The organism is Paenarthrobacter sp. Y-19 (assembly GCF_029223985.1).
Taxonomy (GTDB): Bacteria; Actinomycetota; Actinomycetes; order Actinomycetales; family Micrococcaceae; genus Arthrobacter; species Arthrobacter nicotinovorans.
Genome location: NZ_CP119414.1, coordinates 1,200,829 through 1,222,736 on the forward strand (window position 1 = coordinate 1,200,829; position 21,908 = coordinate 1,222,736).

Genomic DNA, 21,908 nt, shown 5'->3' on the forward strand with positions numbered 1-21,908 from the left:
AGCTGGGCAGCAACTATTTCTGAGGAGAAACCCGTGATCGAAGAGACCTTACTCGAAGCCGGCGAGAAGATGGACAAAGCCGTGGAAGTAGCCAAGGACGATTTCGCCACGATCCGTACGGGCCGGGCCAACCCCGGTCTCTACAACAAGGTCATCGTTGAGTACTACGGCACACCCACCCCGCTCCAGCAGCTGGCGTCCTTCGGTGTGCCCGATGCCCGTACCATCCTGATCACGCCTTATGACAAGACCGCGCTGCGCGACATCGAAAAGGCCCTAAGTGACTCCGAAGTCGGGGCCAACCCGTCCAACGACGGCAACGTCATCCGCGTCACCATCCCGGAGCTCACCAAAGAGCGCCGCAAGGAATACGTGAAGATCGTCAAGGGCAAGGGTGAGGACGCCAAGGTCTCCATCCGAAGCATCCGCCGCAAGGCAAAGGACACCCTGGACAAGCTCGTCAAGGACGGCGAAGCCGGTGAAGACGAGGGCTCGCGCGCTGAGAAGGAGCTCGATGCCCTGACCAAGCAGCACGTCGACAGCATCGACGAGCTGCTCAAGCGCAAGGAAGCCGAGCTGCTCGAGGTCTGATGAGCCAGGCTGAGCCGGCGCCCGCTGAACGGGTCCCGACACGCGATACCCCCAAGCGCGCACGGCGTGTGCGGGCGAACCCCACACCCAAGGCAGGCCGCAACCTGCCCGCGGCCATCGGCGTCGGCCTTGCCATGCTGCTGGCCGTCCTGGGCGGGCTGCTGTTCCTCCCGTTGGGGTTCGTCCTGCTCACCACGGCCTTCGCGGTCCTTGGTGTTTGGGAAGTTTTCCGTGCCCTCGAAGCCCAAGGCACCAGGATGCCGATCGTTCCAGTGATGGTCGGCAGCCTGGTGATGCCGGTTTCGGCCTACTTTGGTGGTCTCGAAGGCCTGCTCTTCACCATGACAGCCAGCTCGGTGGCCGTACTGCTCTGGCGCTCCATCGAAAGCGCAGCCGGGGCGCCGCGCAGCGTCTTCGCGGGTGTCTTCACTTTGGCGTGGATACCGTTCCTGATCAGTTTCGCTGCGCTGCCGCTTCACGCCACTGGCGGAGCCACCCCCGTGGGCTTCTGGCCGCATGGAATCCCGGACGGGGCATGGCAGATCGCCTCCATGCTGCTGCTGGTGGTATCGAATGACACTTTCGGCTACATCGTGGGAGCTTCGTTCGGCAAGCACCCGATGGCTCCGAAGATCAGTCCCAAGAAGTCCTGGGAGGGGTTCGCGGGATCTGTGGGTGGTGCCATGGTGATCGGTGTCCTGGCCTGCATCTTCCTGCTGGACCGGCCTTGGTGGGTCGGCCTTGTCCTGGCCGTTGGAATGGTTGCCGCGGCAACCGCTGGCGACCTTGCCGAGTCCATGGTCAAGAGGGAACTCGGCGTCAAGGACATGAGCAGTATCTTGCCGGGCCATGGTGGTGTGATGGACCGTCTGGACTCGATCGTGTTCGCGGCCCCTGTGGCCTATGTTTTGTTCGCGCTGCTGAGCGGCGTCTGACAACCGATGAAGGAAAAATAGTGGCCTTGGATATTCGACGCCAGATCCCCGCGACGTTCGACCGCGTGGAACGCAGCAAATATGGTTATAACGCCAAGCAGGTAGACGAGTTTCTCCAGCGCGCACGGACGTCGTTTGAGAACCCTGTTGGCGCCGCTGACCAGGTTGCCAGCGTGGATGTCCGTGAGGTGGCTTTCGACCCCGTCAAGGGTGGCTACGACGCCCACAGCGTGGACGCCGCCCTGGACCGCCTTGAGGACGCGTTCGCACGCCGTGAGCGGGACGAACTGATCAGCCAACAAGGCGAGGAAGCCTGGTTGCGCCAGATCGGGAAGCTTTCCGGGATACTTCGCGGCAGGCTGCACAGGCCCGACGGTGAGCGTTTCCGCCGCCCGGCACGCAAGCGGACGCGCAGTTACAACGTCCAGGATGTCGATGCCCTGTGCGTTGAGTTGATCGGCTACCTGGAAAACGATCAGCCCTTGAGCGTAGACACCGTTCGACGCGCCGTGTTCCGTGCAGCCAAGGGCGATGAGGGCTACGAAGAAGCGCAGGTTGATGCCTTCCTCGCCCGAGTCGTGGAGCTGATGGCGGCCATTGACTGACGCCTACCCGGGCTGGTGAGGCGTGGGGGAGAGCGGCGGATTGTTCTTCCATACGTCCATGTAGTGGCGCCTGCCCCGTACCAAGGATGTGGCGAAGAACGCCAAAGCCACAACAACTGCGATGGCCACGGCAAGCACAACGGGCAGGCCGGCTGCCAGCAGGGCTGATCCGAGCAGCAGGGCGATCAGGGCAGAGTTGGCGAAGCCCATGAAAACCATGCTGCTGCCTGCCACCTGGCTGAAGTCCTTCCTGCCGCCCAGGAAGTAGTAGGTGTGCTTCGAGCCTTCTTCGTCGTCGTGGTACCCGGCCATCAAGTACGGAGCCATTCCAGGGTCCAGATCCACGTAGGCGGCACGGAGCCGGTTCATGGCAATGACGTACATGAGGTCCTCCATGCCGACGCTCATGACGCGGATATGCGTCAACAGGCCCACCACCAGGTCAATGCCCAGAACGGTCAGGGCAAAGGCCCGGAAGGCGCCGGAGAATTGGGTTGCCTGGCCCACCAGTGCCACGCTGAGCAGGCTGGCCGAGGTGAACGTCAGGAACATGCTGATCCGGGTGAGGACTTCCCCCTGCGTGGTGCTCCGTGAAGCGAGCAAGCTCCAATGCTCAGTGGCCAGCAGTTGCGCGCGGACGCTTGGCGACAGCTCCGGCGGACCGGCCGTTGCTTGCCCATGGCCGGCAGGTGTTGGTTCCCGGCCGCCGGATTGTGGTTCCTCGGACATGGCGACATTGTCCTCCCGGGCCGTTGCGCGGACAACAGCTTTCAGCGCTCGGTAGCTACCGGCCGCTCCGGTACATGCAGCCGTGACATCACCCGGTTGACTGAGGCGGGAACGCGGTTCCGCGTCACGTTGGACACGATTACCGTGACGGCGAAGGCTGAAGGCACACTCCACGCCGCGGGCTGGGCCAGCCAAGCGGGAGCGTTCCCTGTCCCAGTCAGGGTGCCCGCCACCATGGCACCCCCACACAGCACTGCGCCTGTGACCATCCCTGCGATCGCACCAAAGTCCGTCAGGCCGCGCCACCAAATGCCCAACAGCAGGACAGGACAGATGGTGGAAGCGGTGAACGCGAAGACCAGGCCGACGCTGCCGGCCAGGGCCAGGGTGTCCGTCATGAAAGCAAAACCCAAAGGCACGACGGCGGCCATCACCGCCGCGAGGCGGAACCCTCTCACACTTCCCCCGAACAGGTCCTGGCTAATGACACCGGACAGCGACACCACCAGGCCGGATGTTGTGGACAGGAAGGCAGCGAAGGCGCCTGCCACCACGAGCGCTGACAACAGGTCACCTGGCACCCCGCCGATCAGCTTGCCCGGGAGGAGGAGGATCAGGGCGTCCGCTTGTCCGGAGTGTGCGAGCTCGGGGGCGAACATCCGTCCCAAGGCGCCGGAGAGAGTGGGGAAGAGGTAGAACACGGAGAGTAGGCCCAGGACGATCAGCGTGGTCCGGCGCGCAGATTGGCCGTCCGGGTTGGTGTAGAACCGCACCAGCACATGCGGCAGGCCAAGGGTTCCGAACAGCAAGGCCACCAGCAGCGAGATGTGTTGGTAGGCACCCGCAGCGGCCTGGCCGGTGGGATTGACCGGCAAGGGCGCCTGCGGTGGTGTTCCGTTGCCAACCAGCACCAACAGGATGAAGACCACGGGCACGGCAAGGGCAGTCAGTTTTAGCCAGTACTGGAAAGCCTGGACAAACGTGATGGACCTCATGCCACCTGCCACCACCGTGAGGCACACAACCGCCACCACCGCCGTCGAGCCTACCCACGACGGCAGGCCGGTGGTTATCCGGATGGTGAGCGCGGCGCCGTGCAGTTGCGGAACGATGTAGAGCCAGCCCACGGCCACCACCACCAGGCTCGTGACGCGGCGGACCAAGGGGGAGTCCAGGCGGGCCTCGGTGAAATCGGGGATGGTGTACGCGCCGGAGCGGCGCAGCGGTGCTGCCACGAAGAGCAGGAGCATCAGGTAACCGGCCGTGTAGCCAACGGGGAACCAGAGAGCGTCGGTGCCGGAGAGCAGGATCAGCCCCGCTACCCCTAGGAAACTCGCGGCAGAAAGATACTCGCCGCCAATCGCGGAGGCGTTCCACCATGGAGGGACGGTGCGTGAGGCCACGTAGAAGTCGCTGGTGGTCCGGGAGACGCGCAACCCGTAAAAGCCGATGACCGCCGTGGCGAGGGAAACGGCGAGGAACGCGAACAAGCCAACGGCTGGGTTCACTTGTCCTCCACCAGGTCCCGGTAGCGGGCCTCGTTGCGTGCTGCTGCCCGGTTGTAAAGCCAGGCGCTCAGGCCGATCACCGGATAGATGCCCACCCCAAGCGCCAGCCAGTCCAAGCGGATTCCCACAACGCGCGTCTCCGCTACGCCGGGACCGTAGACCAGGATCGTTGCGAGTACAGCGAGGATGATCAGGAATCCGCACGCCACCACCAACGCCAGGCGAAGCTGGGAGCGGATGAGGGAACGGACAAAGATCCGGCCGGCGTCCGAGTCCTCTGCGGCCTCATGTGGGTACGGCACCCGGCCGGTGGCCGGCGCGGCCGACTGGCGTGGAGCGGTAACGCGGACCCGGGTCATGCCTGTGGCCGGATGCGGGTGGACTGCAGCTTGTCCCTGACCGAGGGCAGGTGCCGCCTGCTGATGGGCAGCTCAGCACCCGAGACAGCGACGCTCGGTCCGGTAGTGGAAAGCTTGAGGTGTTGCACGTGCTGCAGCGCGATCAGGTAGGAGCGGTGAATCCTGATGAACCCGGCGTCCGCCCATTTCTGCTCAAGGTCGGTGAGGGAAACCCGGATGAGGTAGCTGGCCTCGGCGGTGTGCAGCCTTGCGTAGTCGCCTTGTGCTTGGACGTACGTGACATCGTCACGGCGGATCATCCGGGTGGTGCTGCCAAGGTCAACGGTAATCATTTCCGGGGCAGGAGTACCGTCCTTGATGAGTTCACTGATCCGGTCCACCGAACGGGCAAGCCGTTCCGCCCGGAGCGGCTTGAGCAGATAGTCGACGGCGGCGAGGTCGAAGGCCTCCAGTGCGCAGTCTTCGTCGGCGGTGACGAAGACGACGGCGGGCGGGCTGCTGCTGCGGGAAATGGCGCGGGCAATGTCCAGGCCTGACAGGGCGGGCATATGGATGTCCAGGAAGACGGCATCGACGGATTCAGTTTCCAGCTTGCGGAGCGCCTCGGTCCCGGAGGACGCGCGATGGATGGCGCCAATCCGCGCATCCCGTCCGAGGAGGAAGGCAAGTTCTTCCACCGCGGGCAGTTCGTCATCGGCGACGAGCACGTTGATCATGATTAAAGACTAACCGCCGCCTCAGGCGTCGTGGCCGGGTTGCGACTTCGGGACCCGCAGCGTGATCAGGGTGCCTTCGCCGGGGGCCGTATCGATCACCAGGCCGTGCTCATCTCCGTAGACCTGTCGCAGCCGGGCATCGACATTGCGGAGCCCCACATGGTCGCCATCCGTATGTCCGGCGAGGACTGACCGCAGGTGCTCCGGATCCATGCCCACGCCGTCGTCTTCGATGGTGACTTCGGCGAACGCCCCTGAATCATTGGCGCAGATGGTGATGTGCCCCGGACCTTCCTTCGCTTCCAAACCGTGCCTGACCGCGTTTTCCACCAACGGTTGGAGGCTGAGGAACGGAATGACGGTGCTCAGCACTTCGGGTGCGATCCGCAGGCTGACTTGGACGCGCTCACCGAAGCGTGCCCGCTCCAGCAGGAGGTAACGGTCGATGCACCGCAGCTCCTCCGCCACCGTGGTGAAGTCGCCGTGCCTGCGGAAGGAGTACCTGGTGAAGTCGGCGAATTCCACGACGAGTTCCCTGGCCCTGGCCGGGTCCGTGTTGATAAAGGACGCAATGGCGTTCAACGAGTTGTAGATGAAGTGCGGGCTGATCTGCGCGCGCAGGGCCCGCACTTCCGCTTCCATCAGCAGGGTCCTTGAGGCCTCCAGCTCCGCCAGCTCCAGTTGTGCCGCAATCCAGTCAGCAACCTCACTGGTCGCCCGCACCAGACCTGCTCCGGCGGCGGGAGCCAACGCCGCAACCGAACCGACAACCCTGGATCCTGCCCTGATCGGGGCGATGACAGCACTGAAATCAGGCCCGGCTTTGTCCGTGGAATGGCCTGCGTGGGGAACCACGGCAGTCCGCCCGGTCGCAAGGACTTCGGCTGCGAGCCCCATCAGTGCTGGCCGGAGTTCCTCCGCCGCCCCATCCCACGCAAGTACAGAGGCGGTGTCCGTCATGGCGAAGGCGTCGCAGCCCAGCAGGACGCGCAGCTGCCTGCTGGCTTTGGCAGCTCCCGCAGGCTGGAGGCCCGCGCGCAGATGCTGGCCCGCCCGCGATGCTGCGTGCAGCGTGTTGTACGTCGCGCGTTCGGCGTCCGTGCCGAGGTCCCGGAAGGAGCGGATCACCTTCAGGCCAACGCCCACGACGACGGCGACCGCCAGCAGGATCACGGCGATGGCGGCTGCGGTGAAGAGCGGGGAATCGGGCATAAGGCCAGCGTAGTCCGATGTGTTCCCCGAACCCCGATATCGCCTGTGGCCTGCTGCAACCCACCGTTTGGCGCAGCGGTACAGCCGCTGGGCGACGCCGACCGGCGTATCTATGGATGGGAAGCCGGAGCGCATTCGATAGTGATTGCAGTCACATCAGCCGCGCGCGCTGACGTGGACTCATCACAACCAGGAGGAACCATGGGTAATGAGGCCCGACCCCAGGACGCAACGGCGTCCGTGGACTTCCAGGAAGTCCAGCAGACGGAACGGTTCAAGACGCTGCGCAAGCGGCACCGCAGCTTTGTCTTTCCCATGGCAGTGATCTTCCTGCTGTGGTATTTCGCGTACGTTCTTTTGGCCGACTATGCCGTCGCCTTCATGTCCACCAAAGTCTGGGGCAACATCAACGTCGGCCTGATTCTTGGCCTGCTCCAGTTCGTCACCACTTTCGGCATCACGGCCTGGTACGTGAGCTACTCCAACAGGAAGCTGGACCCCATCGCGGCCGAAATCCGCAATGAGATCGAGGGGCACCAATTCGATAAGGACGGCAACGTCATCCACGGAGGAGCCAAATGAACGCCACCATGGTCCCGGCAGTAGAGGTCGCTGCCCTAAAAGACACCACGCTCCTGAACATGGGCATTTTCGCCCTTTTCGTCGCCGTCACCATGGTGATTGTCTTCAGGGCAAGCCGCAACAACAAGACAGCTGCCGACTACTACGCAGCCGGACGTTCCTTCACCGGCTCCCAGAACGGTACCGCCATCGCCGGGGACTACCTTTCTGCGGCCTCGTTCCTTGGCATCACGGGCGCCATCGCCATCAACGGCTATGACGGTTTCCTCTACTCCATCGGCTTCCTCGTCGCCTGGCTGGTGGCCCTGCTGCTGGTGGCCGAACTGCTCCGGAACACCGGCAAGTTCACCATGGCCGATGTCCTGTCCTTCCGGTTGAGGCAACGCCCCGTGCGCATCGCGGCGGCACTGTCCACCCTCGCCGTCTGCTTCTTCTACCTCCTCGCCCAGATGGCCGGTGCGGGCAGCCTGATCTCGCTCCTGCTGGGTATCAGTGACTGGGGCGGACAAGCCCTGGTGATTATCGTCGTCGGGGCCTTGATGATCATGTACGTGCTTATCGGCGGCATGAAGGGCACCACCTGGGTGCAGATCATCAAAGCCATCCTGCTCATCGCCGGTGCCGCCGTCATGACGGCCATGGTCCTCGCGATCTACGGTTTCAACCTCTCCAACCTGCTGGGATCGGCAGCGGAAGCGGCCAACAACCCGAACATCCTCAACCCGGGCCTGCAGTACGGCAAGACCGAAACGTCCAAGCTCGACTTCATGTCCCTGGGCCTGGCATTGGTCCTTGGAACAGCCGCCCTGCCGCACGTCCTGATGCGCTTCTACACCGTCCCGACGGCCAAGGAAGCCCGCAAATCAGTGGTGTGGGCCATCTGGCTGATCGGCCTGTTCTACTTGTTCACTTTGGTGCTGGGCTACGGCGCAGCAGCCCTGGTGGGTGCAGAAACCATCAAGTCCGCACCCGGCGGCGTGAACTCGGCCGCCCCGCTCCTGGCGTTCCACCTGGGTGGCCCGCTGCTGCTTGGATTCATCTCGGCCGTGGCCTTCGCAACCATCCTTGCGGTGGTGGCCGGACTGACCATTACCGCGGCAGCATCCTTCGCCCACGACATCTACGCAAACGTCATCTCCAAGGGCAAGGCGGACGCCACCACGGAAGTCAAGGTCGCCCGGCGTACAGTGGTGGTGATCGGCGTCCTCGCCATCCTGGGAGGCATCTTCGCCAACGGCCAGAACGTGGCCTTCCTGGTGGCGCTCGCCTTCGCTGTTGCGGCATCAGCAAACCTGCCCACCATCGTGTACTCCCTCTTCTGGAAGAAGTTCACCACCCAGGGCGCAGTCTGGAGCATGTATGGCGGCCTCGCCGCAGCCATCCTGCTGATCACTTTCTCGCCCGTGGTCTCCGGCGCCAAGACGTCCATGATCCCCGGCGCCAACTTCGCCATTTTCCCGCTGAGCAACCCGGGCATCGTGTCCATCCCGTTGGCCTTCTTCCTGGGCTGGCTCGGAACTGTCCTGGACAAGCGGCGCGAGGACCCGGCCAAGCAAGCTGAAATGGAAGTACGTTCGCTGACCGGCATCGGCGCCGAAAAGGCGGTGAACCACTAAGACCGGAACAAAAGGCTCCCCTGGAAACAGCGTTTTCCGGGGGAGCCTTTTGCGTGCGTCATTTCTTCAGGCTGAGCCACTCTTTCAATTGGGCCAGCGGCCAGGTGGTCACGATGCGTTCCATCGGCACCCCCAGGGCTTCCGCGCGCTCGGCACCATACTGCAGGAAGTCGAGCTGGCCGGGAGCATGGGCATCGCTGTCGATGCTGAACAAGCAGCCGGCGTCGAGGGCCATCTTGACGAGGTCATCCGGTGGGTCCTGGCGCTCGGGCCGCGAGTTGATTTCGACGGCGACGCCCCACTCGGCGCATTCCTTGAAAACCTTGGGGGCGTCGAATTCCGATTGGGGCCGGGTCCCGCGTGATCCCTGGACCAGCCGACCGGTGCAATGACCCAAAACGTTGGTGTGGGGGTCGCTGATACCGCCAAGCATCCGTTCGGTCATGGTCTTCTTGTCGGCTCGGAGCTTGGAGTGGACACTGGCGACCACGACGTCGAGCTTGTCCAGCATTGCAGGGGTCTGGTCCAGTGTGCCGTCCTCCAGGATGTCCACCTCGATGCCCTTGAGCAAGCGGAAGTCGTCCTGGTAAGAATTGATCCCTTCCACCACGTCCAGCTGCTTTTCGAGCCGTTCGACGCTGAGGCCGTTGGCGATGGTGAGGTTGGGGGAGTGGTCGGTCAGGGCCAGGTATTCGCGTCCGAGCGTGCGGGCCGCGGCCACCATGGCTTCGATGGGCGAGCCGCCGTCGGACCAATTGCTGTGACTGTGCAGGTCGCCGCGCAACGCGGCCCTGAGTGTGTCTCCGCCGGAGGCAAGGGCTTCGGTGCCCTTCCCGCGGAGGTCGGCCAGGTAGTCGGGGACGCGGTCCTCCAGTGCCTGGGTGATGACTTCGGCGCTGCGGCTGCCTACGCCTTTGAGGCTGGTGATCCTGCCGCTGGCGACGAGCCGGGCCAATTCATCTGTTGAGAGTTTCCGTGCGGCGTCGGCCGCCTTCCGGAAAGCCTGGACCTTGAAGGTTGGTGCTTGGCTGCGTTCCAGCCAGAAAGAAATTTCGTCGAGCGCCTCAATGGGATCCATGGCTCCATGATCCACGAACCAGGCGCAGCATCAACAGTGGGCACGGTTTGATGGTGCGCCGGTCCGTGACCGCCACCTAGTGGTGGTGGCCCGGATCCAGGGCGGGATTGGAGCCCTGGCCGTTTTCTCCGACGGGTGCCTGGCCGTGTTCCCCGTGTGGAACGGCGTACTGGCCGGCCATCGACGCGGCCAGTCCGGGTGTTGCTACTGAGGCAACAACGACGGCGGCTCCGAACGCGGCTGCCAGAAGCCGCCCGGTCCTTGGCTGGCCGTGGGCGCCGCCGTCGTTGGTCTTGTGCTGCCGCCTGAGCCAGCCTGCCCCGGCAAGTGCCATGAGGGTCAGGCCGAAGGCGGCAAAGTGGCTGACGTCAAGGGAGCGCTGGGAGGTGATCCCTGCAGCCATGGCCGCTACGTGCGCGACCGCTGCCGTGGCGAGGGCCGGGAGCGCGAAACGGGCCAGGACGAGGGAATTGCGGTGCAGGCCCCACAGCGACCAGGCCATGAAGGCCAGGCCCGCCGCGAGGGCTGCACCGCCGGCAACAACCATGCCCAGGGCGGCGGATCCAGTTCCAGCGAGGTACCCGGCGGCCAGGGACAGTTCAACCATCCCGGCTGCCATCGCAGCGAAGTATACGTACAGCACTACAGCTGCCCTCAGGGTGGGGTGGTTCACGCGGTGCATGGCTGTTACCGTCCTCGTCCTTTGGAGTCGATGATCAGGCGCGGGCGGAAGCTACGGTGGCCTTGTCCTGGGACAATGCAACGCCCAGCAGTACCACGGCGCTGGCGAGGTGCAGGACGTTGTCCGCGCCGTTCAGGGCGATGATGTTCAGTGAGCTGCCCACCAGGAAGAGGCCCACGATGCCGACCAGCAGGTAGACGCCGCCGACTGCGGTGTTGATGGACTTGGACAGCGTGACGCTGTTCATGCCGGCGATGAGGAGGGCTGCGCCAATGGCCAAGTGGATGATGTTGTGAAGCGGGTTCACGGCGAAGATGATCAAATTGGCGCCCTCGGTGGCGAAGAAGCCGATTCCCGAGGTGACGAAGAATCCGAGCACGCCTACCAAGAGGTAGACGGCTCCGAAGATGGTGGCGATCAAGCGATTGGGCGAAGTACGCATTGGTCCGAGCCTTCCGGTGATGGCCGGGATTCCCGGCCGACCTGCTGAGTCCCGGTCGGGACTCTCAAGCAGTGATTCGGATCATGCGTTTGCGTGGATGGGTGGATGGGCGGATTTATTTCTTGCCGGCTAGGGGCGGAGGCGGATGCTGCTCATTTTGAGGTCGTTGGTGCCCTCGAAAACGTACTGGAGGTCGATCGTCTTGCCGTCACATTGCAGTTTGCCTGCGAGGTTGGCCTTGTTGTTCCCGTTGTTTGAGTCAACGCTTACGGAGTTGTAGTTCGGCTTGCACGAGCTGTCCAGTTCCAGGCTGGCGATGCCGTCCACGAAGGACTGCTTGTCCAGTTCGTCCTTGAGGGGCTGGCTGAGGTAGTTGTCGTAGGCCTGCTCGGTCTGGCCGGAGACCACAAGGTTGGTGAATTCGTCCGCCAGCGACCGGGCCTTGGAGGTGGCATTGCCCACCACGTTGACCAGGATAAGGACGCCGACTACCGCCAGCACGATGACGCCCGCCACGATGCCGAGGACGATCCACAGAACTTTTCGGTTCTTCTTGGGAGGTTGCTGGCCGTACTGGCCTGGTTGGTAATGCCCGGGCGGGTATTGGCCCGGTGGGTACTGGCCTGGCTGATATTGGCCTGGTTGATACTGCCCTGGTGGGGTTTGTCCCTGGGGATAGGGGTTCTGTTGGCCGGGAGCCGCGTATTGCGGGTTCCCGCTTTGGGGATCGGACGACGGCGGCTGTTGCCACTGCGGCGACGCTCCGGTCTGCGGCGGGTAACCGGGCCCCGGGGGAACCGGTGGCGGGTTGTACCCGGGCTGGTTCTGGCTGGGTTCTTGCGGGTTGCTCACGGTAGTGCCCCTTTCGGCAGCCTTCGGCAGCGCCACCACCTGGCCGGGAACCTCTGGGCGGCCCCCGGTGCGTCCTCTTGAATCAAAGCGCATTTCCGCTTCCGCGGGCAAGAGGCGCGACGGAACACCGCAGGTGAAGTGGCGGTTCAAGCCCCGGAACGACGTCCCAGGAGCGGCTGCACGCGGTACGGGATCATCTCACGCATGGCCAGCGCGGTGTCCGTCCTGTCCACTCCGTCGCAACCGAGGATCTTTCCATTGATGCGGTAGAGATCTTCCGCATCCAGCGCAACGACACGCAACAACAGGTCAGCGGAGCCGGTGAGGCCGAAGCCTTCGAGGATTTCCGGGATGTCGGCCAGGTCCCGCGCCAGGGAAGCGAGCTTCTGCTGCTGCACGTGGACGGTGATGAAGGCCGTCAGGGGGTAGCCGAGGGCCACAGGATTGATCCGTCGTTCGAACGACAGAAAGGCGTGTTTCTTTTCGAGCTGCGCCATGCGGGCCTGCACCGTGTTGCGGGAGAGGCCGAGCTTCTGCGCAAGGGCAACCACAGTGCCACGGGGATCCTTCGCCATGGCGGAAAGAAGGCGGGTGTCGGTGCCATCCAAGGGTTGCATAATGCGCAAGATTAGCACGCCTCAGATACTCCGAATAGTGCATAATGCTCAACTTCATCCCGGGTAGTTGTACCCGATGCGTTCTGTGAGTAGGGTCACAATTAACTCCGGCGAAGGTGCCGGAGGGCCGGCGTGCGGCAGGATCACAAGTCCTGCGAGCGCCGACGAAAACGAGCCGGAAGGTTGCGATCACCTGTGTTGACGGATCAGGCGGGCAAGGGAGTGCGACATGATGCTCCGGGCCCGGAACAAAGTGCACATATCTCCTTGCGGACTGGCGGCGATTTGCTCCAGTTGGTGTCTCCGGACGGCGAGCGCATCAGCCATCCCGAGTTTGATCTATGGGTTAAGGATGTCGGCGACGAACAACTGTGCTCGCTCTACGAGGACATGACCGTCATCCGCCGTATCGACGCAGAAGCCACGGCACTCCAACGCCAGGGTGAACTGGCCTTGTGGCCGCCGCTCCTTGGCCAGGAAGCGGCACAGATCGGTTCAAGCCGTTCACTGCGCGACGACGACTTCGTCTTCCCGAGCTACCGGGAAAGCGGAGTGGCCTACGTCCGGGGTGCCCATCTTTCCGAGATCGCGCGAGTGTGGCGTGGTAACGCTTCGTACGGTTGGGACCCGCAGCGCATCAACCTGGCGACTCCCCAGATCATCATTGGTTCCCAGAGCCTGCACGCTACGGGCTACGCCATGGGTGTGCAGCTGGACGGGGCCAACACGGCAGTCCTCGCGTACTTCGGCGACGGCGCCACGAGCGAAGGCGATGTCAACGAGGCCATGGTGTTCGCAGCCAGCTACCAAGCTCCTGTGGTGTTCTTCTGCCAGAACAACCACTGGGCAATTTCGGAGCCCGTGCGCATCCAGTCGCACGTTCAGTTGGCCGACAGGCCCACCGGCTTTGGTATTCCCAGCATGCGCGTGGACGGCAACGATGTCCTGGCTGTCATGGCGGCCACTCGTGTGGCGCTTGACCGGGCGCGCAAGGGTGGGGGACCAACCTTCATTGAAGCCGTCACCTACCGAATGGGTCCGCACACTACCGCTGATGACCCCACCCGCTACCGTGATCCGATTGAGCTGGAGGATTGGGCTGCCAAGGACCCGATTCTTAGGCTCCGGAAGCTCCTGGAGGCCAAGGGCCTGCTCACGGAGGATGTGGAAGCCCGCGTCAAAGCCAAGGCCGACGCCGTTGCGGCCGATCTCCGTTCGAGCTGCATTGGCATGCCCGACCCGCAGCCATTGGACGTGTTCAACCACGTCTACAGCACTCCGAATTCCTGGATCGAGCGCCAGAAGGACCACTACTCCCGCTACCTGAACAGTTTCAACCAGCCCGTCGAGGAAGGTGCACTCTGATGTCCAAGCTCACTTTTGCCCGGGCAATCAACGCCGGCCTCCGGAAATCGCTCGAAAATGATCCCAAAGTGGTCCTCATGGGTGAGGACATTGGCTCCCTTGGTGGCGTTTTCCGTGTCACCGACGGGCTGCAGAAAGACTTTGGAAAGCACCGTGTTATTGATTCTCCCCTGGCCGAGTCCGGGATTATAGGCACCGCAGTGGGGTTGGCCTACCGCGGTTACCGCCCGGTGTGCGAGATCCAGTTCGACGGTTTCATCTACCCTGCGTTCGACCAGATCGTCAGCCAGGTAGCCAAGATGCATTACCGCACCCAGGGCCGCGTCAAGATGCCCATCACTATCCGGGTGCCTTTTGGCGGCGGGATCGGATCGCCGGAACACCATTCCGAATCGCCGGAAGCCTACTTCACCCACACTTCGGGTTTGCGCGTCGTGGCCGTTTCCAACCCCCAGGATGCCTACACGATGATCCAGCAGGCCATAGCATCGGACGACCCCGTCCTCTACTTTGAGCCCAAGAGGCGCTACCACGACAAGGGTGATGTGGATGAGTCGCTCGACCTCGCCACGGCGTTGCCCCTGGATAAGGCTGCTGTCGTCAACGCCGGCTCCGACGTCACCCTCATTGCGTACGGTCCGCTGGTCAAAACAGCGAAGGATGCCGCCTTGGCTGCCGCTGACGAAGGCATATCGGTTGAAGTGATCGATCTCCGGTCATTGGCCCCAGTGGATTACCCGGTAGTGGAAGCCTCCGTCCGCAAGACGGGACGACTCGTGATCACCCACGAAGCAGGACAATCCGGTGGCGTTGGCGCCGAGATCGCGGCGAGCATTACGGAACGCTGCTTCAACTACCTGGAGTCCGCGCCAGTCCGGATTACCGGCTTTGACGTGCCGTATCCCTACTCCAAGCTCGAAATGCACCACTTGCCGGATCTGGACAGGATCCTCGACGGCGTGGATCGCGCCCTCGGCCGCCCCAACTCCCTGAGTGGACTGGAAGGATGACCGCCACCATGATCAAGGAATTCAGGCTCCCGGATTTGGGTGAGGGGCTGACGGAATCGGAAATCCTGAGTTGGAAGGTGGCAGTGGGCGACACTGTCACGTTGAACCAGGTCATCGCCGAGGTCGAAACCGCCAAAGCCGTGGTGGAGTTGCCGTCACCGTTTGCAGGAACGGTGGCCGCGCTTCACGAGCAGCCCGGAACGGTCGTGGAGGTCGGGAAGCCGATCGTCTCTTTCGAAGTGGACGACGCCGGGTCCTCCAACGGGGCTGGCTCGCCGCCCGCTGGTGCGGGGTCCGCCGTCGGGGCCTCTGCGCATGGTGCGCCTGCCGCCAGCGGTGTTGAAGCGGTGGGGACCCCCGCGAAACGTGAGCCGAACCTGGTGGGTTACGGTGCCGTCGTCGAACACTCCGGACGTCCAACGCGACGTGCCCGCGTTCAGGCGCCCGCAGCAGTGCAGGCTACGGTGCAGGCGGAAGTTCCGGCGATCCCGGAACCGGTCGCGGAGCCGCAGGCGGAGGTCTCGGGGGAGCGTCCGAGGTCCACGCCTCCGGTGCGCAAGTTGGCCCGCGACCTCGGGATCGACCTGGAACTGGTGCCAGGAACCGGCCCGGGCGGACTTATCACCCGCGAGGATGTCCAGAACTTTTCCGGCACAGCGGATGAGCTTGCCGTGGCGCCGGTTGCTGCAGGGCAGGGCGAGCGGGAAACCCGCACGCCCATCAAGGGAGTCCGGAAGTTCACCGCCGCCGCCATGGTGCAGAGCGCCTTTACGGCACCGCATGTCACGGAATTCCTGACAGTGGATGTCACCGCGACCATGGAATTGCTGGCCAGGCTCAAGGGCAACAGGACCTTCGAAGGCTTCAAACTGACGCCGCTGACCATCGCAGCCAAGGCGGTCCTGGTGGCTCTGCGGAACAATCCCTCGCTGAACTCCCGCTGGGATGAGGCGAACCAGGAGATTGTCCAGTTCAACTATGTGAACCTGGGTATCGCGGCCGCGACGCCGCGGGGCCTGACCGTCCCGAACATCAAGGACGCTGACCAACTGTCGCTGCGCGAGCTCTCCACTGCGTTGACCCAGCTCACCGACACGGCGCGGGCAGGCAAGACGTCTCCGTCCGATCTCTCCGGTGGCACGATCTCGATCACGAACATCGGCGTGTTCGGGATCGACGCGGGCACGCCGATCCTCAATCCGGGCGAGGCCGCGATTGTGGCCCTTGGTGCTGTCAGGAAGGCGCCATGGGTGGTGAACGATGAACTGGCAGTGCGCCAGGTCATGTCCCTTAGCCTGTCCTTCGACCACCGTCTGGTGGACGGGGAACAAGGCTCGCGGTTCCTGGCGGACCTGGGCGCCATCCTGTCCGACCCCGCCATGGTCATGACCATGATCTGATGCGTCCCAAGCTGCGGCGGCCCATCCCCTTACGAGTGCATGCAGGAAACTGCAGCCAGGGGATGGGCCGTCGCGCGTCGGGGCACAATGGTGCCGCGTCCGTGCTGAGCGTTAGTCCTCGGTGGGAGTGGTGCGGTTGGAGTGGACGTTGCGCCAGCTGTGCTCAGGTTCGAAGCCCAACAGTTTGCGCGCCTTGTCGATGGACAGCATGGTTTCATGCTCGCCCAGCTCCTTGAGAACCTCGACGCCGGGGAAGACTTCCGCTGCCAACTCAGCGCTGCTGCGGCTCATCACGGTATCGGCGGCGGCGATGATGAACGTCTCGAATCCCGGTTCCCCGTGTTCCAGAGCACGCACCACGGCCAGGGCCCCGTCCCGGGCATCGATGTAGCCCCAAAGGTTCCATTTGCGCAGTGTGGCGTCGGCGTCGAAGGACGGGAAGGCATCGTAGTCCTCGGGGTCCATGACATTGGAGAAACGAAGCGCCGTGATGCTCAGGTCGGGATCCCACCGCGTGAGCTGGATGGCCATCTGCTCCTCGAGGTGCTTCACCAGTGAGTACGTGCTTTCCGGGCGGGCGGGGTACTCCTCATCGACCGGAATGTAGGGAGGGTCGATGTCGAAGGGGAGGCCAAGGACGGTCTCGCTGGAGGCATAGACCACCTTTTTGATGCCGGCACGCCGTGCTGCCTGGAAAACGTTGTAGGTGGAGACCATGTTGTTTTCGAAGATCGCAGCGTCGGGGGCGAGGCCCGGCGCTGGGATGGCGGCCAGGTGAACTATTGCATCGAGGCCGTCATGTTGGTCATCCAGGCCCAGGATGACGTCCAGGACCTGTCCGTAGTTCCGAAGGTCCACGCTGACGTAGCCTCGTCCGCGTGTGCCGGCCCGGTCCATATTGAGAACCTGGTGGCCATCCTGCGTGAGGCGACGCACCACGCTCCTGCCCAGTTTCCCGCTTCCGCCGGTGACGGCAATCCTCATGGTGTGCTCCTTGATAGTGGCTGGACCTTGCCCTGCTGCAGTGTGCTTTCCAGCGGGGTTCGGTTTTCCAGCCTAGGCCGCACGCGTGCCGTGCGCAGCCCCTAAGGCAGGCTCTGTGAGTCCTAGGAATACCGGAGCGACCCACGTGCGTGGCAGTGCAGGCGTGCGAACGACGGCAGCTGTCGTGGCCAGCGCGTTGGGAGCAGTGCATGTCCGGGGGGGCATGTCCGGCGCCCGTTCGGGCTCCTGTTTAGCTGCGTCTTGGGCCTGCCTTAGGCGCGCGGGCATTGGGTTGCGTATTGGTTTTCCCGCCCTGGGGTCACGTTTTTCCCGCCCGGTGTCATGTTTTGGGTGGTGTGTGGTGGTGGTTGCGTCGGGGTGTTTGGTGGGGGTCGATGTTGGGTGGGGGGGATGAACCAGGGGACGCCGTTTTGGATGGTGATGCGCCAGTGTTCTTTGTGGATGAGGTGGTGGTGGTGGGAGCAGAGCAGGGTGGCGTTGTTTGTTCCTGTGGTGCCGCCTTGTGACCAGTAGGTGATGTGGTGGGCTTCGCACCAGGGTGCGGGGAGGGTGCAGTCGGGGAACGCGCAGCCGCCGTCGCGGGCGGTGATGGCTTTGCGGATGTGGGGTGGGAAGATCCGGGTGGTGCGGCCGATGTCGAGTATTTGGGAGTCGGTGCCGAGCAGGACGGGCAGGATGTCGGCGTCGCAGGCTATTTTGCGGATGGTGTTGGGGTGGATCGGGCCGGTGAAGGTCGCGGTGCCGGTACTGACAGTGTTCCGGGGGCCCGGCTGATGTGTCGCGTTGGGCTGCTTCGGGGTGTTGGTTTCTTTTGTGGCGCTCGTGGTGGTGTGGGTGAGTTGTTGGAAGAGTTCGTGGTGGTCGATGGTGACGGTGAGTTGGGGTCGGAGTCCGCCGTTGCTGGGCAGTTTCCCGGTGGTCATGGCTACGGCGCAGGCTCCGATGAGGCCGTCGAGGAGTTTCTGGGCGCGGGAGCGCCGGTCCAGCTGAGGGCCGGTGGTGCCGGTTTGGGTGTTTGTGGTGTTGGTGAGTCGTGGGTTGGTGGCGGCGTTCATGGCGGTGGTGAGGGTTTCGTATTGTTTGGTGGTGGTGAAGATTTCCAGGTGGTGGAGTCCGTGGCGGCGTTGGCGTCGGAGGAACGCGCCTTGGACGTGGCGGAGGGCTTCTTCGGTGGGTTCGGGGCCGTTTTGGTCGATGTGGTCGATCCAGCGGTTGGCCATTGTGGTGACGAAGTCGGGGTCGGATTGTGTGGCGGTGGTGGTGAGGGCGTGTTCCATGCCGGTGAGGGTGTCCGGGTCGGTGAAGTGTTGGGCTTTGTCCAGGGCGGTGCTGATGATCGTCGCGGACCGGGACGGGACCTGTCCGGTGTGGAGGGCCTCGGCGAGTCTTTGACGACGGGCCGGGATTTCCTGGCCGGTTATTCCGGCCCCGGGCAGGACCTCGTTCGCGAGGGCGAGCCTGCGCCGTGCTTCGCCGATCCCGATCCGCAACCGGGCTCGGAGGAACTCCGCCGCGTTCCGGTACCCATCATCCAAAACACTGCCACCACCACCATCAGCAGTACCCGCTTTGACGGTGCTTCCGGGGGCTGCTTCACCCGTACCACCACCGGATCCACCGCCACCTTCTGACTCACCGGCTGGCTCGGTCCACCCCGTCCGCCATTCCTGCGCACTCGACGGCGGGGACTGTCCGGGCTGCTGTGCCGGCACCGCACGCTGCGCCTCCGTCCGGGTCCGCTCCACAGCCTGCGCCGCAACGACTTGGAGGTACTCGATCGACCGCGAGAGGTCCTCGATGCTGCCGGCAAGGTCAGCAGCCTGTACTAGATTGAACAAGGGTGCCTGCTCGGCAAACGACAACCGTGCGGTGTCCAGAAGAGCCTGTCCGTCCTCAAGAAGTGCCGCGAGATCCGGCCCCGCAGGCGCAGCAGGTCTCCGCCGTCGGAACCCCTGTAGGTGGTGCCCTCGCGGCTGAGTAGTCCAACGCCGTGGAAGTGGCCGATAGCGGTGGCTACCGCCGTCGAACCCTTGATCCACTGGAGATTGCCTGGGGATTGCCGTGAGCAGCTCGCGGTCAGGGCAGCGACAGCAGGTGACGACGCCACCCGCGCTGCTGTCAGTTGCCCCAAAGCTTCCATGCATAAAGCTTTTCACCAGGGTCTGACATTATTAGCGCTTCACCCTGTCGGCTGCTCCGCGTTCCGGAAACTGCACACTCAGGCAGATGTCAGCGCCGCCAAGGCCATCTGCTCCAGTATGGGCCTGGCTGATTTCACTGCGATCCTGCGGCCGTGATGCCGGACCGAATGCGGGGTGGAGTTGATCAACCCGAAGGCTGCGTGTGCCCGGACGCGCAGGCCTGCGATGTCCGCGTCGGCATGAATCCGGGCCAGAACATCCACCCAGGTCTCTACATAACTGCGTTGCAGGGATCGGACCTCGGCCTGGTCTGCCTCAGTGAGGCTGGCGAAATCACGGTCCTGTACCCGGATGACATCCGGATTGCTCAGGGCGAAGTCCACCTGGAATTTCACCAGGGCTTTCAGGGCGTCCCCTGGGCTGCCGGCTTCCGCAACAACGCGACGGCCGCCCTCCAGGAGGTCGCGGCTGACACTGAGGAGCAGTTCACCCAGAACCGCCTGTTTTCCCGGAAAGTGCCGGTACACCGCCGGTCCGCTTACACCGGCCGCGGCTCCCAGGTCTTCCAGGGATACGCGGCTGAATCCGTTGTCCGCGAAGAGTCCGGCTGCGGCTGACAGCAGTGCCAACCGGCGGAGCTCTTTGGCTTGGCTCCGCTGGGTTGTGGCGGCACGGGAGCCTTCGGCGTGTGCTTCCGGGCTTGCTGTCATGGTGTCCTCCTCGTGCCCGTCCCAACGCAGGCGGCAGGAGCCCCGCTGTGCTGGACATGTCAGTTAATAAAGACTAACCTAAATTTCAGTTACATGGCACTAACCGAAATGGCCGTGGGCCGGGAATGGAACAGGGGTCGATGGAGACAATTGCCAGCCTGACGGGAGCTGCCGCCGGCACCTTCGAGGCCAACCAGGAGGCGCAGCGTGCCTTGGTGGAGGAACTGAAGGAGCGCCTCGCCGCGGCAGCATTGGGTGGACCGGCCAAATCCCGGGAGCGGCACGTTGCCCGGGGAAAGCTCCTGCCGAGGGAGCGCATTGATTTCCTGTTGGATGAGGGCAGCCCGTTCCTTGAGATCGCGCCTCTCGCCGCCAATGGCATGTACAACGACGATTCACCCGGCGCCGGGGTGATCGCCGGCATCGGCCTGGTCCATGGCCGGCACGTCCTGGTGATCTCCAATGATGCGACGGTCAAGGGCGGTACGTACTACCCGATGACCGTGAAGAAGCACCTCAGGGCCCAGGAGATTGCTTTGGAGAACAAGCTTCCGTGCATCTACTTGGTGGATTCCGGGGGAGCGTTCCTGCCCAAGCAGGACGAGGTCTTCCCGGACAAGGAACACTTTGGCCGGATCTTCTACAACCAGGCCAGGATGTCTGCGGCCAAGATCCCACAGATCGCCTCCGTGATGGGCTCCTGCACTGCCGGCGGTGCCTACGTCCCCGCAATGAGCGACGAAACAGTCATCGTCCGCAACCAAGGCACCATCTTTTTGGGCGGGCCTCCGCTGGTCAAAGCAGCCATCGGCGAGATCGTCACCGCGGAGGAACTGGGCGGTGGCGACGTCCACTCAAGGATCTCCGGGGTCACCGATCACCTGGCCGAGAACGACCAGCATGCGCTGGAAATCGTCCGGGACATCGTAGCGACGTTGCCGAAGCCGGCGCAGCCGGCCTGGGACGTGCTCGACGTCGTCCTACCGCCCGTCGTCGACCCCTCGGAGATCTACGGTGTGGTTCCCACGGACGTCAACGCCCAATATGACGTCCGGGAAGTCATCGCACGCCTCGTGGACGGTTCCGAATTCCATGAGTTCAAGAAGAACTATGGCACCACCCTGGTGACCGGTTTCGCGCACCTGCATGGCCACCCCGTGGGAATCGTGGCCAACAACGGAGTCCTTTTCAGCGAGTCGTCGTTGAAGGGTGCCCACTTCATTGAGCTGTGCGATCAGCGGGGCATTCCCTTGGTCTTCCTCCAGAATCTCTCCGGGTTCATGGTGGGAAAGGACTACGAACAGGGCGGCATCGCCAAGAACGGCGCCAAGATGGTCACGGCAGTGGCGACGGCCCGGGTGCCGAAACTGACCGTGGTGATCGGCGGCTCCTTCGGCGCGGGAAACTACTCCATGTGCGGCCGGGCTTATTCGCCGCGTTTCCTCTGGATGTGGCCCGCGGCCCGCATCTCCGTCATGGGCGGAAACCAGGCCTCCAGCGTCCTGGCAACAGTCAAAAGGGACCAATACGAGGCCGCCGGCCAGAAATGGTCCGTCGAGGACGAGGAAGCCTTCAAGGCCCCCATCAAGCAGCAGTACGAGGACCAGGGCAGCCCCTACTACTCCACCGCCCGGCTGTGGGATGACGGCATTATCGACCCCGCTGACACGCGGCGGGTTCTGGGCATGGCCCTCGACGTCGTTTCCCGCCCGCCACTGCCGGAGACCTCTTTCGGCCTCTTCAGGATGTGACC

Annotated in this window: 22 protein-coding genes and 1 pseudogene; 9 read left to right on the top strand and 14 right to left on the bottom strand. The window is 63.7% G+C overall.

All coding sequences use genetic code 11. The features are described from left to right. Window positions 1-33: 33 nt before the first annotated feature. Genes frr through PYR64_RS05515 form a run of 3 tightly spaced genes read left to right on the top strand, consistent with a single transcriptional unit; the run spans window position 34 to window position 2,131 of the window. A complete protein-coding gene (frr, locus tag PYR64_RS05505; RefSeq protein WP_018777486.1) occupies window positions 34-591 on the top strand; it encodes a ribosome recycling factor in 558 nt (185 codons plus the stop codon). Continuing rightward, window positions 591-1,526 carry a phosphatidate cytidylyltransferase gene (locus tag PYR64_RS05510; protein ID WP_079581017.1) on the top strand — a complete coding sequence of 312 codons (936 nt, stop codon included), beginning with the start codon at window positions 591-593 and terminating at the stop codon, window positions 1,524-1,526. The genes frr and PYR64_RS05510 overlap by 1 nt, the downstream gene beginning before the upstream one ends. Window positions 1,527-1,546: 20 nt before the next feature. Beyond that, complete coding sequence (locus PYR64_RS05515; protein WP_018777488.1) at window positions 1,547-2,131, top strand: DivIVA domain-containing protein; 585 nt, start codon at window positions 1,547-1,549, stop codon at window positions 2,129-2,131. Window positions 2,132-2,134: 3 nt separating this feature from the next. Here the strand turns inward: PYR64_RS05515 and PYR64_RS05520 are convergent, their stop codons facing one another. Genes PYR64_RS05520 through PYR64_RS05540 form a run of 5 tightly spaced genes read right to left on the bottom strand, consistent with a single transcriptional unit; the run spans window position 2,135 to window position 6,655 of the window. Next, window positions 2,135-2,860 (bottom strand): hypothetical protein, encoded by a 726-nt coding sequence (locus tag PYR64_RS05520; protein ID WP_275778803.1) that lies wholly within the window; start codon window positions 2,858-2,860, stop codon window positions 2,135-2,137. Between the two features lie 41 nt (window positions 2,861-2,901). Further along, window positions 2,902-4,368 carry a cation acetate symporter gene (locus PYR64_RS05525; protein WP_275778805.1) on the bottom strand — a complete coding sequence of 489 codons (1,467 nt, stop codon included), beginning with the start codon at window positions 4,366-4,368 and terminating at the stop codon, window positions 2,902-2,904. Continuing rightward, window positions 4,365-4,727 carry a hypothetical protein gene (locus PYR64_RS05530; protein ID WP_018777491.1) on the bottom strand — a complete coding sequence of 121 codons (363 nt, stop codon included), beginning with the start codon at window positions 4,725-4,727 and terminating at the stop codon, window positions 4,365-4,367. Before PYR64_RS05530 ends, PYR64_RS05525 begins: the two co-directional genes overlap by 4 nt. Further along, complete coding sequence (locus tag PYR64_RS05535; RefSeq protein ID WP_039240480.1) at window positions 4,724-5,443, bottom strand: LytTR family DNA-binding domain-containing protein; 720 nt, start codon at window positions 5,441-5,443, stop codon at window positions 4,724-4,726. Before PYR64_RS05535 ends, PYR64_RS05530 begins: the two co-directional genes overlap by 4 nt. Window positions 5,444-5,464: 21 nt before the next feature. Further along, window positions 5,465-6,655 carry a histidine kinase gene (locus tag PYR64_RS05540; protein WP_275778808.1) on the bottom strand — a complete coding sequence of 397 codons (1,191 nt, stop codon included), beginning with the start codon at window positions 6,653-6,655 and terminating at the stop codon, window positions 5,465-5,467. A gap of 201 nt (window positions 6,656-6,856) precedes the next feature. Between PYR64_RS05540 and PYR64_RS05545 the strand changes: the two genes are divergently transcribed. Next, window positions 6,857-7,237 carry a DUF485 domain-containing protein gene (locus PYR64_RS05545; protein ID WP_039240481.1) on the top strand — a complete coding sequence of 127 codons (381 nt, stop codon included), beginning with the start codon at window positions 6,857-6,859 and terminating at the stop codon, window positions 7,235-7,237. Continuing rightward, complete coding sequence (locus tag PYR64_RS05550) at window positions 7,234-8,853, top strand: sodium/solute symporter (RefSeq protein WP_018777495.1); 1,620 nt, start codon at window positions 7,234-7,236, stop codon at window positions 8,851-8,853. Before PYR64_RS05545 ends, PYR64_RS05550 begins: the two co-directional genes overlap by 4 nt. A 58-nt stretch (window positions 8,854-8,911) precedes the next feature. On the opposite strand, the gene PYR64_RS05555 is transcribed toward PYR64_RS05550, so the two are convergent. The 5 genes from PYR64_RS05555 to PYR64_RS05575 form a co-directional block, all read right to left on the bottom strand. After that, window positions 8,912-9,931 carry a PHP domain-containing protein gene (locus PYR64_RS05555; RefSeq protein WP_275778811.1) on the bottom strand — a complete coding sequence of 340 codons (1,020 nt, stop codon included), beginning with the start codon at window positions 9,929-9,931 and terminating at the stop codon, window positions 8,912-8,914. A 76-nt stretch (window positions 9,932-10,007) separates the two neighbouring features. Continuing rightward, a complete protein-coding gene (locus tag PYR64_RS05560) occupies window positions 10,008-10,613 on the bottom strand; it encodes a hypothetical protein (RefSeq protein WP_018777497.1) in 606 nt (201 codons plus the stop codon). Between the two features lie 34 nt (window positions 10,614-10,647). Then, window positions 10,648-11,055: a DUF4383 domain-containing protein gene (locus PYR64_RS05565; RefSeq protein ID WP_018777498.1), complete on the bottom strand. Its 408-nt coding sequence runs from the start codon at window positions 11,053-11,055 to the stop codon at window positions 10,648-10,650. A 129-nt stretch (window positions 11,056-11,184) separates the two neighbouring features. After that, window positions 11,185-11,907 carry a hypothetical protein gene (locus PYR64_RS05570; RefSeq protein WP_275778814.1) on the bottom strand — a complete coding sequence of 241 codons (723 nt, stop codon included), beginning with the start codon at window positions 11,905-11,907 and terminating at the stop codon, window positions 11,185-11,187. 146 nt (window positions 11,908-12,053) lie between these two features. After that, a complete protein-coding gene (locus PYR64_RS05575) occupies window positions 12,054-12,524 on the bottom strand; it encodes an Lrp/AsnC family transcriptional regulator (RefSeq protein ID WP_018777500.1) in 471 nt (156 codons plus the stop codon). A 195-nt stretch (window positions 12,525-12,719) separates the two neighbouring features. Here PYR64_RS05575 and pdhA point away from each other — a divergent pair, with 195 nt between their 5' ends. The 3 genes from pdhA to PYR64_RS05590 are packed head-to-tail and all read left to right on the top strand — an operon-like array spanning window position 12,720 to window position 16,299. Further along, window positions 12,720-13,889, top strand: a complete 1,170-nt coding sequence (gene pdhA, locus PYR64_RS05580; RefSeq protein ID WP_018777501.1) for a pyruvate dehydrogenase (acetyl-transferring) E1 component subunit alpha — start codon at window positions 12,720-12,722, stop codon at window positions 13,887-13,889. Beyond that, a complete protein-coding gene (locus PYR64_RS05585) occupies window positions 13,889-14,899 on the top strand; it encodes an alpha-ketoacid dehydrogenase subunit beta (RefSeq protein WP_039240487.1) in 1,011 nt (336 codons plus the stop codon). Before pdhA ends, PYR64_RS05585 begins: the two co-directional genes overlap by 1 nt. Beyond that, window positions 14,896-16,299, top strand: coding sequence for a 2-oxo acid dehydrogenase subunit E2 (locus PYR64_RS05590; protein WP_275778816.1), 1,404 nt, complete (start codon window positions 14,896-14,898; stop codon window positions 16,297-16,299). Before PYR64_RS05585 ends, PYR64_RS05590 begins: the two co-directional genes overlap by 4 nt. Before the next feature lie 111 nt (window positions 16,300-16,410). Here the strand turns inward: PYR64_RS05590 and PYR64_RS05595 are convergent, their stop codons facing one another. The 4 genes and pseudogenes from PYR64_RS05595 to PYR64_RS05610 all read right to left on the bottom strand — a co-directional run bounded on the left by PYR64_RS05595 (window position 16,411) and on the right by PYR64_RS05610 (window position 20,155). Further along, entirely contained in the window at window positions 16,411-17,283 is an 873-nt protein-coding gene (locus tag PYR64_RS05595) for an NAD(P)-dependent oxidoreductase (protein WP_018777504.1), read from the bottom strand. A 340-nt stretch (window positions 17,284-17,623) separates the two neighbouring features. Next, window positions 17,624-19,181: pseudogene (locus PYR64_RS05600) on the bottom strand (DUF222 domain-containing protein). Beyond that, on the bottom strand, window positions 19,130-19,444 hold the full coding sequence (locus tag PYR64_RS05605) for a hypothetical protein (RefSeq protein ID WP_275780051.1): 315 nt from the start codon (window positions 19,442-19,444) through the stop codon (window positions 19,130-19,132). Before PYR64_RS05605 ends, PYR64_RS05600 begins: the two are co-directional and overlap by 52 nt. A gap of 78 nt (window positions 19,445-19,522) precedes the next feature. Next, entirely contained in the window at window positions 19,523-20,155 is a 633-nt protein-coding gene (locus PYR64_RS05610) for a TetR/AcrR family transcriptional regulator (protein WP_110505771.1), read from the bottom strand. Between the two features lie 140 nt (window positions 20,156-20,295). Between PYR64_RS05610 and PYR64_RS05615 the strand changes: the two genes are divergently transcribed. Then, window positions 20,296-21,906 (top strand): carboxyl transferase domain-containing protein, encoded by a 1,611-nt coding sequence (locus tag PYR64_RS05615; RefSeq protein ID WP_275778819.1) that lies wholly within the window; start codon window positions 20,296-20,298, stop codon window positions 21,904-21,906. The last annotated feature ends 2 nt before the right edge of the window (window positions 21,907-21,908 follow it).

What these genes read in the sequence shown, in the direction of transcription:
- PYR64_RS05535 (WP_039240480.1), bottom strand. Translation starts at nt 5,443, where the DNA reads ATGATCAACGTGCTCGTCGCCGATGACGAACTGCCCGCGGTGGAAGAA.
- PYR64_RS05560 (WP_018777497.1), bottom strand. Translation starts at nt 10,613, where the DNA reads ATGCACCGCGTGAACCACCCCACCCTGAGGGCAGCTGTAGTGCTGTAC.
- PYR64_RS05520 (WP_275778803.1), bottom strand. Translation starts at nt 2,860, where the DNA reads ATGTCCGAGGAACCACAATCCGGCGGCCGGGAACCAACACCTGCCGGC.
- PYR64_RS05510 (WP_079581017.1), top strand. Translation starts at nt 591, where the DNA reads ATGAGCCAGGCTGAGCCGGCGCCCGCTGAACGGGTCCCGACACGCGAT.
- PYR64_RS05530 (WP_018777491.1), bottom strand. Translation starts at nt 4,727, where the DNA reads ATGACCCGGGTCCGCGTTACCGCTCCACGCCAGTCGGCCGCGCCGGCC.
- PYR64_RS05575 (WP_018777500.1), bottom strand. Translation starts at nt 12,524, where the DNA reads ATGCAACCCTTGGATGGCACCGACACCCGCCTTCTTTCCGCCATGGCG.
- PYR64_RS05610 (WP_110505771.1), bottom strand. Translation starts at nt 20,155, where the DNA reads ATGACAGCAAGCCCGGAAGCACACGCCGAAGGCTCCCGTGCCGCCACA.
- PYR64_RS05595 (WP_018777504.1), bottom strand. Translation starts at nt 17,283, where the DNA reads ATGAGGATTGCCGTCACCGGCGGAAGCGGGAAACTGGGCAGGAGCGTG.
- PYR64_RS05540 (WP_275778808.1), bottom strand. Translation starts at nt 6,655, where the DNA reads ATGCCCGATTCCCCGCTCTTCACCGCAGCCGCCATCGCCGTGATCCTG.
- PYR64_RS05565 (WP_018777498.1), bottom strand. Translation starts at nt 11,055, where the DNA reads ATGCGTACTTCGCCCAATCGCTTGATCGCCACCATCTTCGGAGCCGTC.
- PYR64_RS05590 (WP_275778816.1), top strand. Translation starts at nt 14,896, where the DNA reads ATGACCGCCACCATGATCAAGGAATTCAGGCTCCCGGATTTGGGTGAG.
- PYR64_RS05605 (WP_275780051.1), bottom strand. Translation starts at nt 19,444, where the DNA reads ATGGAAGCTTTGGGGCAACTGACAGCAGCGCGGGTGGCGTCGTCACCT.
- PYR64_RS05585 (WP_039240487.1), top strand. Translation starts at nt 13,889, where the DNA reads ATGTCCAAGCTCACTTTTGCCCGGGCAATCAACGCCGGCCTCCGGAAA.
- PYR64_RS05555 (WP_275778811.1), bottom strand. Translation starts at nt 9,931, where the DNA reads ATGGATCCCATTGAGGCGCTCGACGAAATTTCTTTCTGGCTGGAACGC.
- PYR64_RS05615 (WP_275778819.1), top strand. Translation starts at nt 20,296, where the DNA reads ATGGAGACAATTGCCAGCCTGACGGGAGCTGCCGCCGGCACCTTCGAG.
- PYR64_RS05545 (WP_039240481.1), top strand. Translation starts at nt 6,857, where the DNA reads ATGGGTAATGAGGCCCGACCCCAGGACGCAACGGCGTCCGTGGACTTC.
- PYR64_RS05550 (WP_018777495.1), top strand. Translation starts at nt 7,234, where the DNA reads ATGAACGCCACCATGGTCCCGGCAGTAGAGGTCGCTGCCCTAAAAGAC.